14 protein-coding genes are annotated in these 13830 nt (G+C 40.7%); all 14 read left to right on the forward strand.

The window, feature by feature from the left end; genetic code table 11:
- The first annotated feature begins 115 nt into the window (after positions 1-115).
- The 14 genes from ACIPUA_RS16655 to ACIPUA_RS16720 all read left to right on the forward strand — a co-directional run bounded on the left by ACIPUA_RS16655 (position 116) and on the right by ACIPUA_RS16720 (position 13756).
- A complete protein-coding gene (locus tag ACIPUA_RS16655) occupies positions 116-1360 on the forward strand; it encodes an ammonium transporter (RefSeq protein WP_042848779.1) in 1245 nt (414 codons plus the stop codon).
- Between the two features lie 103 nt (positions 1361-1463).
- Positions 1464-3053, forward strand: coding sequence for an ABC transporter substrate-binding protein (locus ACIPUA_RS16660; RefSeq protein ID WP_071547765.1), 1590 nt, complete (start codon positions 1464-1466; stop codon positions 3051-3053).
- Positions 3053-4021: an ABC transporter permease gene (locus ACIPUA_RS16665; protein WP_042848777.1), complete on the forward strand. Its 969-nt coding sequence runs from the start codon at positions 3053-3055 to the stop codon at positions 4019-4021. Before ACIPUA_RS16660 ends, ACIPUA_RS16665 begins: the two co-directional genes overlap by 1 nt.
- Positions 4018-4824 (forward strand): ABC transporter permease, encoded by an 807-nt coding sequence (locus tag ACIPUA_RS16670; RefSeq protein WP_042848776.1) that lies wholly within the window; start codon positions 4018-4020, stop codon positions 4822-4824. The genes ACIPUA_RS16665 and ACIPUA_RS16670 overlap by 4 nt, the downstream gene beginning before the upstream one ends.
- Entirely contained in the window at positions 4824-5603 is a 780-nt protein-coding gene (locus ACIPUA_RS16675) for an ATP-binding cassette domain-containing protein (protein ID WP_042848775.1), read from the forward strand. Before ACIPUA_RS16670 ends, ACIPUA_RS16675 begins: the two co-directional genes overlap by 1 nt.
- 221 nt (positions 5604-5824) lie before the next feature.
- Positions 5825-6127 (forward strand): urease subunit gamma, encoded by a 303-nt coding sequence (locus tag ACIPUA_RS16680; protein ID WP_042848774.1) that lies wholly within the window; start codon positions 5825-5827, stop codon positions 6125-6127.
- A gap of 19 nt (positions 6128-6146) precedes the next feature.
- Positions 6147-6572, forward strand: coding sequence for an urease subunit beta (locus tag ACIPUA_RS16685; RefSeq protein ID WP_042848773.1), 426 nt, complete (start codon positions 6147-6149; stop codon positions 6570-6572).
- Positions 6573-6634: 62 nt separating this feature from the next.
- Positions 6635-8353 carry an urease subunit alpha gene (locus ACIPUA_RS16690; protein ID WP_449059885.1) on the forward strand — a complete coding sequence of 573 codons (1719 nt, stop codon included), beginning with the start codon at positions 6635-6637 and terminating at the stop codon, positions 8351-8353.
- Between the two features lie 63 nt (positions 8354-8416).
- Entirely contained in the window at positions 8417-9073 is a 657-nt protein-coding gene (gene ureE, locus ACIPUA_RS16695) for an urease accessory protein UreE (protein ID WP_042848771.1), read from the forward strand.
- Between the two features lie 29 nt (positions 9074-9102).
- Positions 9103-9789 (forward strand): urease accessory protein UreF, encoded by a 687-nt coding sequence (locus ACIPUA_RS16700; RefSeq protein ID WP_042848770.1) that lies wholly within the window; start codon positions 9103-9105, stop codon positions 9787-9789.
- 29 nt (positions 9790-9818) lie between these two features.
- The gene (gene ureG, locus ACIPUA_RS16705; RefSeq protein WP_042848769.1) at positions 9819-10451 is read left to right on the forward strand and encodes an urease accessory protein UreG; all 633 of its coding nucleotides are present in this window, start codon (positions 9819-9821) and stop codon (positions 10449-10451) included.
- A 2-nt stretch (positions 10452-10453) separates the two neighbouring features.
- On the forward strand, positions 10454-11419 hold the full coding sequence (locus tag ACIPUA_RS16710) for an urease accessory protein UreD (protein WP_042848768.1): 966 nt from the start codon (positions 10454-10456) through the stop codon (positions 11417-11419).
- A gap of 141 nt (positions 11420-11560) precedes the next feature.
- Positions 11561-12550 carry an urea transporter gene (yut, locus tag ACIPUA_RS16715; RefSeq protein ID WP_042848767.1) on the forward strand — a complete coding sequence of 330 codons (990 nt, stop codon included), beginning with the start codon at positions 11561-11563 and terminating at the stop codon, positions 12548-12550.
- 30 nt (positions 12551-12580) lie between these two features.
- Positions 12581-13756 carry an ion channel gene (locus ACIPUA_RS16720; RefSeq protein WP_042848766.1) on the forward strand — a complete coding sequence of 392 codons (1176 nt, stop codon included), beginning with the start codon at positions 12581-12583 and terminating at the stop codon, positions 13754-13756.
- Positions 13757-13830: the final 74 nt, after the last annotated feature.

A 13830-nucleotide genomic window follows, 5' to 3' on the forward strand; every position in this document is an offset into this window, starting at 1 on the left:
AATTTAGTTTCGATTTTTTTATTGATAATCTTACTGATCACTCTATTATGAGTATAGTTTCAATTATAAATCATTTCTAATATTTAAATATTGTTATGTTAATTTAGGAGTATCCATGGAGAATATATTGTCAATTTTGGATGTCCCAAATACTGCATTTATGCTGCTTTGTACGAGCCTTGTTATGCTAATGACTCCTGGACTTGCTTTTTTCTATGGTGGATTAGTCTCTCGTAAAAGCGTTATTACCATTATGTCCCAGAGTTTCTTTTCTATGGGGTGGGTGGCAATTATTTGGTTTGTTGTTGGTTATTCATTATCGTTCGGTCCCTCGATTAATGGGATTGTCGGTGACCCATTTTATTATGCATTCTTGAATAACATAAGCCCTCAAACGATGTATACCGGTAATGATGGCGGCTTACCAATACTGGTTCATTTTGGATATCAAATGATGTTTGCGATTATTACTCCAGCCTTAATTACCGGAGCTTTCGCAAATAGAGTTAATTTCCCTGCTTATCTCGTATTCTTAACCCTATGGACATTATTTGTCTATGCACCGTTCGTTCATATGGTTTGGAGCCCAGATGGTATTTTCGCTAAATGGGGGGTTGTTGATTTTGCGGGTGGTATTGTCGTTCACGCAACAGCAGGTTTCGCTGCAATTGCTTCAGCGTTATATGTCGGTAAAAGAGCCGTTAAATCGGATGGTACTCACAATATTCCGTATATTGCACTTGGCGCGGCTTTATTGTGGTTCGGTTGGTATGGTTTTAACGCGGGCTCTGAATTGCAAGTCAATACTGTAACTGTTTCAGCGTTTATTACTACAGATATCGCCGCCGCATTTGCAGCAATTACTTGGTTTATTATTGAACGCTTCCATACAGGAAAACCTAAACTTGTCGGTTTTTTAACAGGGGCTGTAGCAGGGTTAGCTACTATCACACCGGCTTCGGGGTATGTTTCAATAGGTTCTGCAGCAATTATTGGGGTTATTGCCAGTATCGTCTGCTATACCTGTGTTTTCTTAGTCCGACGCCATTTAGATGATGCATTAGATGTTTTCGGTGTGCACGGTGTCGGTGGTATTACAGGCTCAATTTTAGTCGGTGTATTTGCATCAACGGTTTGGAATGCGAAAGGTCCCGCGGGGTTAATTGAAGGTAACGGCATGCAAATTGTGAAGCAAACTGTAGCTGTTGTCTTTACCAGTATTTGGTCCTTTGTCTTTACAATCTTAATTCTTTGGATAATCAATAAATTTACGCCAGTTAGAGTCGACCAAAATGCGGTTGGTGACAATTTAGATATTGTTGGATTTGACGAAGACGCGTACCGAGAAAAAGCAGATTAGTTAGCAAATATATTGTTTCTTGCAGTTTATCCTAATTGGTGGGTTTATTTGAACCACCGGTTGGGGTAGCTGCTAAATACAGCTGGTAATTTAGGATGGGTATATGAAAAAGAAAATAGCAATAGCTATTCAGGCTATTTGTTTTATGGGGCTATCGATGGGTGCAAATGCTGCTACCGATACACAGCAACCACAAACTTTGCGTCTAGCGATTGGCTCTGAACCAACCGAGGGGTTTGACCCAATGTTAGGTTGGAGCCACGGCAGCTATTTACTTTTACATAGCCCATTACTCAAGCAAAAAGCGGATTTGTCATGGCATAGTTACATGCTTGAGAAATATGAACATTCAGATGATGGTAAAGAGTGGACATTAAAATTAAAGGATGGACTTAAATTCTCCGATGGCTCCCCTTTAACGGCAAAAGATGTCGTTTTTACCTATAACAATGCCGCAGCAAGTGGTGGAAAAGTGGATATGGGGAACTTTGCTAAAGCGCAGGAGATTGACCCATCAACCGTTAAAATCACATTATCCTCACCCCAAAGCACCTTTATTAACGTTTTGGGCTCATTAGGCATTGTTTCAGCAGATAAATATGATGCAAAAAAATATGCACATAACCCTATCGGAGCAGGCCCCTACCGTTTAGTGAATTTCCAGCCGGGCCAGCAATTAATCGTAGAAAGAAACCCTTTCTATGCGGGGCCTAAAAACGATTTCGATAAAATGGTTTTTGTCTTTCTCAATGAAGATGGCGCTTTTGCTGCTGCTCAAAGTGGTGAGCTAGATATTGTACGCATTCCCGCAGCTGTCGCGAGTAATGCTAAAGATGTCAAAAGTATGAAACTAATTGAACGCCATAGTGTTGAAAACCGAGGGATCTCATTCCCAATTCCGCCAGCGGGCGAGAAAAATGCCTCAGGCGACCCAATTGGTAACGACATTACTTCTGATGTTGCTATTCGCAAAGCGATCAATTACGCCATTGACCGCAAACTATTAGCAGATGCTGTTTTAGAAGGTTTTGCTATTCCTGCTTATACGGGCGTTGAAGGCTTGCCTTGGAATAACCCTCAATCTTCGTTTAAAGATGGAGATATTGAAAAAGCGAAATCTATACTGGAAGACGCTGGCTGGAAAATTAATAAAGACGGCTTAAGAGAAAAAGACGGTAAGGTTGCGAAATTGACACTGTGGTATGCCAGTGGTGATAGCACTCGTCGTGATTTAGCGCAAGCCGTAAGGGCTAGCTTAAAGCCGATTGGTATTGAGATGGATTTAAAATCAGGCAGTTGGGAAACCGTGGAAAAGTACATGCATGCCAACCCAACATTATTTGGGTGGGGGAGCCTTGACCCAATGGAACTGGTGCATAACTACAGCAGCAAAGCGGCGGGTGTCGGGTTTTATAACGCAGGTTACTATAAAAATCCCGCAGTTGATAAGGTGATAGAAGAAGCACTTCGCCAACCAGATCAAGATGCCGCTATTCCATTTTGGCAAAAAGTGGATTGGGATGGACAAACAGGAACTGGTATTCAAGGTGACGCCGCTTGGGCTTGGTTAATGAACGTACAACATCTTTATTTATTGAATAACTGTGTTGAGCTAGGTAAAGGGGCACCTGAAATCCACGGTTCATGGTCAGTGTTGAATAATGTTGATGACTGGGCTTGGACCTGCAAGTAATGCGGACAACCATAGGGCTTTTGTTCAGGTTTATCTGTTTATTAGTGGTGACTGCATTTGGGGTTTTTATTCTCCTTAGCTATTCACCTATAGACCCAATTAAAGCCTATATTGGTAATGATTTAATGCATGTTCCCCCAGACCAGTATCCGTTGATTGCGGCTCGCTGGGGGCTTGACCAACCATTGTGGATGCAGTTTTGGCGTTGGTTTTCTCAGTTGTTACAAGGTGATATGGGGTATTCCATGCTCTATAACATCCCTGTATCACAGGTGATTACCGATAGGTTAGCGCCATCGTTAGCTTTGTTATTATCGGCGTGGCTGTTTTCTGGGGTGATTGGTTTTGGTTTGGGGCTGATAGCAGGGCGCTACCTAAATAGATGGCCAGATAAAATTATTTCAACGCTATCTTATTTATTGGCGTCGATCCCCGTTTTTTGGGTTGGTTTACTGTTATTGTCACTTTTTGCTGTTTCACTACAGTGGGCGCCGATTTGTTGCGCTTGGCCGATTGGCTTAGATGAACAATCATCCACACTGTCACAAAAAGTGCATCATCTTGTGTTACCTGTAGTGGCTCTAGGGATGTTAGGCATTGGTAATATAGCTCTGCATACTCGTTCGAAAGTTGCTGAGGTGATGAACAGTGAGTTTATCCACTACGCGAAAGCTCAAGGGGATAAAGGGTGGTCGATGATAAGCTTTCATGTGGTAAAACATGCGATTACACCCGCAATATGTTTACAGTTCGCCTCTATTGGTGAGTTGCTCAGCGGAGCATTACTAGCAGAAAAAGTGTTTGCTTATCCTGGATTAGGCCAAGCAACCATTGATGCTGGCTTACGTGGTGACATCCCTTTGTTAATGGGGATCGTGATGCTATGTGCGGTAGTGATTTTTTTTAGTAATAGTATCTCTGACATGATGCTTAAGAGAGTGAATAAAGGGGTACTCCGAGAGCCATGACTTATAACCCAAATAAAGCCTTAATTAAGTTAGTTATTTCATTGTTATGTTTATTGGTTTTAGGGGCTTATGCCGCATGGCTTTCTCAAACTGATGTGGATGTGAATTTACTCGACCGTCGACAAGCGCCTTCATGGGCACATTTATTCGGTACGGATAATTTAGGTAGAGACTTGTGGGACAGAGTATTTCAAGGAATAGCGACCAGCTTACAAATTGGCACCACCGCAGCATTATCGAGTGGAGTGATAGCGCTTGTGATGGCAAGTTTATCTTCGTTCAGTAGGACGATGGATTATGTTATTCGTGGCTGTATTGACTCCCTGTTAGCCTTGCCTCACTTGCTATTATTGATATTGATTTGCTTTACGTTAGGTGGTGGAAAAGTGGGCGTAATTTGGGCTGTTGCTTTGACTCACTGGCCAAAGCTAACGTTGGTCTTACGTTCCGAGTTGCTTCGAGTGCAACAAACAGATTACATCATGTTATCGAAACGGATTGGAAATAGTGCGCTTTACCGATGCCGATATGACTATTTACCGATGATCCTTTCACAATGGTTAGTAGGGACGTTATTGATGTTCCCACATGCGATATTACACAGTGCGGCATTGAGTTTTTTGGGTTTTGGTTTGTCTCCACATGAAGCATCGTTAGGTATTTTACTTTCCGATGCATTGCGTTACTTAAGTACTGGTGCGTGGTGGTTAGCCATGTTTCCGGGCGTCGCATTAGTTGGGTTAGTGCTGTTATTTGATCAGTTTGCTAAAGCGGTACAACAATTATGGTTGAGGAGCGATTGATGCTAAGTTTTGATAACCTAACGATTGATGTTGCGAAATTTCGCTGGCTAGGCAAAAAGCGTTGGTCTCCACTTTTACAAGATATCTCATTGGATATTGCGCCAGGTGAAATGGTTGCATTGGTAGGAGGAAGTGGAGAAGGGAAAAGTTTACTTCTACAAAGTAGTTTAGGTTTATTACCTGAAAATATGCGTTGTCGCGGTGATATTGTATTAAATGGGTGCCAGTTGACAGAAAAGTCAAAACAACAATATCGCGGTAATTCACTGTGCTATATCCCACAAGGGGTTAGTGCATTAAATCCACTCATTAAGATAGGCCCTCAACTTGAACGTGCTGCGGTATTAAGTGGGCAGCATATTAAAATGCATGACGTTGCATTGCACTTACAGCAATACAATTTACAAGCAGATTTAATTCATAGTTATCCCAATAAGCTTTCAGGGGGAATGGCAAAACGCGTTCTCGCTTGTAGCGCGACGCTCTCCCAAGCTGAATATATTCTTGCGGATGAAATTTCATCATGGCTAGATGATGAACATGCGATACAACTTCTACAACATATCAAATCTCTTTGCTTTGCTGGTAAAGGTGTTTTATGGGTTACTCACGACCTTGCAATGGCGGTGCGTTTTGCTGATCGCATTGCGTTATTGCGTAATGGTGTTTTAGAAGAAGTACTCAGCAGTGAAATATTAAAGCAAGGCGGAGGAGGGAAGTGGTTTCAATCTCTATGGAATTCTTTGCCTGAACAACAGTTTATGAATTGGACTCAGTGAATAAATATTATTTAAAAATTAAATGTAGGAAGTCATCAATAAATAAAAACTCTTATTTCGATTATCTTAATTTGAATGTTTATTGGTGTGAATTTTATTTATTTAACTCGTCGTTATTAGATATTTAACTCAATTTATATTTAAAAATAAAATGAGTTATTCGCTCATAAAATGATTACTTATCAGTATTAACACTAAGCTTTATCAATTGAGGAGGCGTTATGCAGTTAACCCCAAGAGAAATTGAAAAATTGATGGTTTACACACTTGCTGATGTGGCTGAAAAACGCCGCGCACGTGGCGTGAAATTAAATTATCCCGAAGCCGTTGCCATTATCACGGTTACTGCACTTGAAGGTGCCCGTGATGGTAAAACCGTTGAGGATGTGATGAAAGAAGCAGCGACTGTTTTAACAAAAAAAGACGTTATGGATGGCGTGGAAGACTTAATTCCAAATGTTCAAGTAGAAGCTATTTTTACTGATGGTACTCGCTTAGTGACCGTCCATAATCCGATTAAATAAATGAAGGATGAGGTGAAATATGAGTAATTCAAAAACAAACATTAAAGCCCCGACTCCTTTAGGTGGTGTTATTTTTGCAGATGAGCCTATTGAGTTCAACGTTGGCAAACCTGAAACAAAAATTAAAGTCCGTAATACCGGTGACAGGCCTGTGCAAATTGGTTCCCACTTTCATTTTTTTGAAGTTAACCATGCATTAGAGTTCGACCGTGCAGCGGCTTACGGTAAGCGTTTAAATATTGCCTCTACAACGGCAATTCGTTTTGAGCCAGGTGATGAAGTAGAAGTTTCACTGATCCCTTATGGCGGAAAACAAAGTGTCTATGGGTTTAATAACCTTGTTGATGGTTGGGCGGGTGACAACGTTGCCGCTACTGAACGTCCTGCTAAAGCAATCGCCTTAAATAAAGCAATTGCTCGTGGTTTTAAGCATAAGGAACAGTAAGCGCGTTAGATGTCAGTAATGATGAATAACAATGCACCTTCTTAACATTAAAGGTAAATAACATGCCAAAAATTTCTAGACAAGAATACAACGGTTTATTCGGGCCAACAGTAGGCGATAAAATTCGTTTAGGCGATACCGACTTATATATTGAAATCGAAAAAGATTTACGTGGATATGGCGAAGAGTCTGTCTATGGTGGAGGTAAATCTTTACGTGATGGTATGGGAGCAAATAACACTTTTACCAGCGACAATGGCGTTTTAGATTTAGTTATCACTAACGTCACCATCGTGGATGCACGTTTAGGTGTCATTAAAGCCGATGTGGGGATTAAAGCGGGTAAAATTGTTGGTGTAGGGAAAAGTGGTAACCCAAATATTCAAGATAACATCACACCGGGCATGGTTGTCGGGGTATCTACGGATGCTATCTCTGGTGAACATTTAATCCTAACGGCTGCCGGTATTGATACCCATATCCACTTGATTTCTCCGCAACAAGCCTATGCCGCGTTATCAAATGGTGTGACAACTTTCTTTGGTGGCGGTATTGGCCCAACTGATGGAACTAACGGTACAACAGTGACGGCAGGCCCTTGGAACATGCGCTCTATGTTACGTGCTATCGAAGGTTTACCTATTAACGTGGGTATTTTAGGGAAAGGTAACTCGTATACACGTGAGCCACTTATCGAACAATTAGTTGCAGGTGCTGCGGGGCTGAAAGTTCACGAAGACTGGGGCGCAACAGGGAACGCTATTCGTCATGCGTTACGTATTGCTGATGAATTTGATGTACAAATCTCAGTGCATACAGACAGCTTAAATGAAGGTGGTTATGTTGAAGACACCATCGAGGCCTTTGAAGGTAGAACTATTCACACCTACCATACAGAAGGTGCGGGTGGTGGACATGCTCCAGATATCATTAAAGTTGTTAGCCAACCTAACGTATTACCAAGTTCAACCAACCCAACGTTACCGTTTGGCGTGAATAGCGAGTCAGAGCTATTTGACATGATCATGGTATGTCATAACCTGAACCCAAATATCCCTTCGGATGTGTCATTTGCGGAAAGCCGTGTTCGCCCTGAAACCATTGCAGCAGAAAACGTGCTGCATGATATGGGCGCTATTTCGATGTTCTCAAGTGACTCACAAGCGATGGGGCGTGTGGGGGAAAACTGGCTACGTATTGTCCAGACTGCGAACGCCATGAAAGCTTCCCGTGGCAAGCTACCTGAAGATGCTCCGGGTAATGATAACTTCCGTGTTCTGCGTTACGTGGCAAAAATCACTATCAACCCTGCAATTGCTCAAGGCATCAGCCATATCTTAGGCTCGATTGAAGTTGGCAAAATGGCCGATCTCGTATTATGGGACCCACGTATGTTTGGGGCTAAACCAAAACTGGTCATTAAAGGTGGCATGATCAACTGGGCTGCAATGGGTGATCCAAATGCATCCTTGCCAACACCTCAGCCTGTTTTCTATCGTCCAATGTTTGGTGCGATGGGTAAAACTGTCAATGACACCTGTGTGACTTTCGTTTCACAAGCAGCATTAGATGATGGCATTAAAGAAAAAGCCGATCTTGAGCGCCAAGTGGTTGCAGTCAATAACTGCCGAGCTATCGGGAAACGTGATTTAGTGCGTAACGGTGAAACACCAAATATCGAAGTTGATCCTGAAACTTTTGCTGTAAAAGTGAATGGTGAACACGCAACTTGCCAGCCGATTAGCGAAGCTGCAATGAACCAACGTTATTTCTTTAGCTAATCAGTACATGTTTGGATTATCTGCCTGCCGGTGGTGGGCAGAATTAACATAAAAGGTAATATTATGATCATTATTGAACATATTCTTGGCAATGTTAAAAAAGACCCAGTGTGGCAAGCACGTCAGAAAAATGCTGATGTTGATATTTTGATCCTCGATCAACGAGAAGCTCAGAAAAGCCGCTGCCGTAAAAATACCGAAAAAGGCCAAGATTTAGGTATCGCGCTGGACAGGAATGTCTTGTTATCTGATGGCGACGTTTTGCTATTTGATGAAGCTACCAACGCAATGACGATAGTTCAGATCTCCTTACGTGACGTCATGATGGTCAACTTATCCCACCTAAAAAATCTAAGTACAGAAGAACATATTCGTATTAGCTTCGAATTAGGGCATGCATTAGGTAACCAACACTGGAAAGCCGTTTTAAAGGGAGACCTTGTTTACGTACCGCTAACGGTAAGTGAAAAGGTAATGGGGTCGGTCATGCGAACGCATGGTTTTGGTGAAGACACCTTTACCTTCGTGAAGGGCGAAACTATTTTACCTGAATTGAGCCACTCTGAAGCGCGTTTATTATTTGGTGGGGCAGAAGAAACGGATACGCATGTTCATGTGGAATTAGGGCAGATCCACGGACACAGCCATAGTCATGGGCACAGCCACGATCACAACCATGATCATCATCATGACCATGGGCACTCTCATACACACAAATAACGTTCGTGTTAATGAGTAAGGAAAGTGATATGGAAGCATCTGACCTAATTAGAATTATGCAGTTTGGTGATTCAGCATTGCCAATTGGTGCATTTACATTTTCAAATGGGGTTGAATCCGCCATTCAAAAAGGTGTTGTCCACGACAAAGAAACGCTGAAATCCTTTGTTCACACGTCTTTGAAGGTTGCTGCACATTCAGATTGCATTGCTATTGTGGCTGCACATCGCGCCACTCTTGCTCAAGATAGCGACACATTGGCGAAAATTGATTGGGCTGTAAATAACCGCAAGCTGAATGAAGAAGCACGAATAATGACAACCCGAATGGGGAAAAAACTCGCTGAAATCTCAGTTCATATTTTTGAAGATCCACTAGTGAGTGGATGGCTTGCAAAAATCAAAGCGAATGAGGTTCCGGGAACCCAGCCGGTGATACAAGCCATGGTTATGGCAGTACAAGGAATAACAGAAAGAGATGTTGTCGTGATGCACCAATATGGTATTGCCATGACAATTTTAAGTGCGGCGATGCGATTAATGCGTATCACTCACTATGAAACTCAGCATATTCTTTTTGAATTAAATGAAGAAATTAAGGTTTTTTGTGACATCGCAGCCTGTGGTGACATAGAACAAATGTCCTCATATGTTCCTGTTATTGATGTCTTAGCTGCGGTACACACTAAATCATTTGTCCGTTTGTTTATGAACTAACGGACAACTAAAAATTTTGGGGAAAAACGATGAAAAAAATGACTCGGATCGGAATTGGTGGGCCTGTTGGCTCAGGAAAAACTGCAATTATTGAAGTGATCACCCCGATCCTTATTGAAAGAGGCATTAAACCGCTAATCATCACAAACGATATTGTGACGACCGAAGATGCGAAACAAGTAAAACGTACCTTGAAAGGTATTCTTGATGAAGAGAAAATTTTAGGTGTTGAAACGGGGGCATGTCCTCACACCGCGGTACGTGAAGACCCAAGCATGAACATTGCTGCAGTTGAAGATATGGAAGAACGTTTCCCTGATAGCGACGTGATCATGATTGAAAGTGGTGGCGATAACCTTACTTTAACTTTTAGTCCTGCACTAGCAGACTTCTACATCTATGTCATTGATGTAGCTGAAGGTGAAAAAATTCCACGTAAAAATGGCCCAGGTTTAGTACAAGCTGATATTTTAGTTATTAATAAGATTGACTTAGCGCCTTATGTTGGTGCTAGCCTTGAAGTGATGGAACACGACACGAAAATTGTTCGTGGCGACCGTCCCTATGTACTAACCAACTGTAAAACAGGGGAAGGGGTTATTGAGTTGGTTGATATGATCATGGATAAATTCCTCTTTACGCACCAAGTTCCAAGGGGGTAAAGATGACGAATTTCAGGGCAGATATAGCAAATACTCCAACGCGTGTTAAAGCTCATATTTTAGGCAGCAATGCACCTGAACTCGCCGCATATCAAGATGAACCGAAACAAATGCAAAGTGGTGCTGTTGGTAAAAGTGGTTACTTAAAATTAAGGTTTGCTCAAGGTGAATATCGTAGTGAGCTGGTGGAAATGGAGCGTCGTGTTCCCTCATTAGTGCAAAAAGCACTTTATTGGGATGAACTGATGCCCCAACTGCCTTGTGTCACGATGATTTCAACTTCAGGTAGCCTATTACAAGGTGACCGACAAGCCCTTGATATTATTGTTGAAAAGGGGGCTTGTGCTCATGTGACAACGCAGTCTGCGACCAAAGTTCATATGATGGAAGCGAACTACGCCACACAGTACCAGAATATTGTCGTTGAGGAAGATGGGTATTTAGAATATTTACCAGACCCAATCATTCCTCACCGTAATTCTCGGTTTATTACTGACACGCGGATTAATATTCATCCAAGTGCAACGATGATTTACTCAGAAATATTGATGTCAGGTCGAAAATATCATCACCCAGATGAGCAATTTGGGTTTGATGTTTTTTCATCACATATTCGAGCAGAGTCATCGTTAAATAAAGAGTTGTTTGTTGAAAAATATATTTTAGAGCCCAAAAAGGCACCGCTAAACATTACTGCGGTTATGGATAGCTTCGATACTTTTGGCAATGTGATTTTACTGACACCTAAAATTCATCATGAACGCATTTTAGAACGGTTAGATGCGATATATGACCCGAAAAATGAAATTGCTTTTGGGGCAACTCAATTACCGAATGAGTGTGGGTTAATATTTAAAGCATTGGGGGTTGATAGTCCAAAAGTGAAGGATGCCGTCAGGTATTTTTGGCAAATAGCGAGAGAAGAAATATTAGGTATTTCGCTACAAGAACCTTTTTTATGGCGTTAAATATTTTTTAGCAATGAGAAACACAGTAGTCATAAAGTGACTGAAATAACCTTTTGGGTTATCAAGGTAATTTATTAATATATTATCAGTAGAGTGATTTTTATAATTTCTCTACTGATATTCCTATTAAGGAATTTCACGATGGAAAAAACAATAAACCAGAACGCTTGGAATAAGTTGGCCAGCGAAAATATAGCGATACAATTTATTGATATCGTTTTGCGTGGCTGTGCTCAAGTTATGTTTCAAAATAACGCACTAACCGGACTTCTATTTTTTATTGCGATTTTCATCGGTGCTTTTTTAGAAGGGATGCCGCAAGTCGCTCTAGGTTGTTTGTTAGGCACCGTTGTCGCTACACTTACCGCTTATATTAGTAAGTTAGATACTGAATCGTTGCGTTCAGGGCTTTATGGTTATAATGGCTGCTTAGTTGGAGTTGCACTACCGACTTTTTTAGAGAATACCCCATTTGTTTGGTTAACTATCGTATTAGGGAGCATTGTTTCCGTTATAGCCACTATCTCTTTAATGGATTTTCTAAAAAATTGGAAAGTCGCAGCATTAACTGCTCCTTTTGTTTTAGTATCATGGATTATTCTGCTCGCGAGTTATAACTTCTTAGGTATTGAAGGCGTTGCGTTACCAACTCCTGCTCTGCCAAAACAACTTATTGAACCTATTGGGTCAATTCCTCACAGTGACCTAATCGCTGATATTTTTCGTGGTGTTTCTGAAGTATTTTTACTTAGCAGCATGGTTGTTGGTATCATTTTTGTAATTGGTCTAGCGGTGAGTTCTATGTGGGCGGCGATATTTGCCGTATTTGGTTCTCTTCTTGCTTTTATCGTTGCGACCTTTTTAAAAGGTGATTTTGCGAGTATTCACACTGGTTTATATTCATTTAGCGCTGTATTAACCGCGATTGCTCTAGGTTCTACGTTTAATAAACCGAGCTATCGGGTGGTGGTTTATGCCATCGTTGGTGTGATATTCACCGTATTTGTTCAAGGCGCACTCGACATTATTCTTGAACCATTTGGTATCCCGACTTTAACGATGCCATTTGTTCTAGCATCATGGCTATTTTTAGTACCGAACCAAGATATTATGCCTAAGCATCGGCAATAATATTGCAATAAAACTTTTTGGTATTCAATTATGAAAAAAAATGCAATATATAAATATATTCAAAATATGAGAATGCTACGCATAGTGCTCTCATTATTAATACTTGCTGATGGGGGCTTGATTATTTCCCCCATCATTTCAACTTATGATTTCCATTTATACTCGCAGCATCTAGGTTTTGTTGATTGGCTACAATCTTTAGGTTTAGTTAAATTATTAGATATTCCAAGGTTTGCTATTGGTGTAGTGCTCATTATTCTTGCTATTCCTGTTTATTTAGGACTACGTATAGGTTGGTTATTTAGCTGCTTTATGCTGTTCATTATTATGTTAATTAACTTGGTATTAGCGAGAGAAAATGCGCTGACTGGAACCTTTTCACTAATAGTGTTGATTATTGCCATTGCAAATTGGAAAGCATTTAATCGCCATAGCTTATCTGGCGCTGGCTTTGTTGCTTTTATGAGCTTAAGCGTCCTACTGGGCTATTCTGTATTTGGGACTTTGTATTTAGGCGAACAATTTCAACCTCATGTTACTGATATCTCATCCGCATTCTATTTCGCTTTAGTTTGTATGACGACAGTCGGGTTTGGCGATATTATTCCGATTAGTGTTGAAGCTAGGTTATTTACAATTTCGATTGTTATTTTAGGTATTACAATTTTTACAACCTCTATTGTCTATTTCCTAGGGGTATTTGCAAAGAGCACACAAGAAATTGTTAAGAAGAGATTATTTCGTATGAAAAACCATTACATTATTGTTGGCGCAAGCCCTTTAGCTTTAAACACCTACCACGGATTAAGAAAACGCGACTTAGACGTCATGGTACTTTGCCATGAAGAACAGAAAAAGAACTATCCAGATAATGCGCAAGTTATTGCCACGGAGAAAATAAATAAACATACATTAAATAGCGCTAATTTAGGCCAGGCTAAAGCATTATTTATTCTAGGTAGCTCTGATTCTGAAAATACTATTTCTATGTTAGCGGCGAAAGAAATTGTTGGCGGAAACATTAAAAGTGTTATTGCTGTCAATGATGATAAAAATTACGAAAACATGCAGTTATTGCATGCAGACTTGCTTATTTCTCTCTCATCTTTAGGGAGTGAAGTGTTGATTAAAATGATTTTTGGAGAAAATATTAATAACCAAGTGATGGAAAATATTATCTTTTCAAACAACATCTTAGATTCATAGTATGCAAGGGTCTCAATTGCATAATTGCTGTTATGGAATATCTACAGCTTTATCATTTATACGAAGAAATAAAA

This window comes from Providencia sp. AGC89 (genome assembly GCF_053543535.1).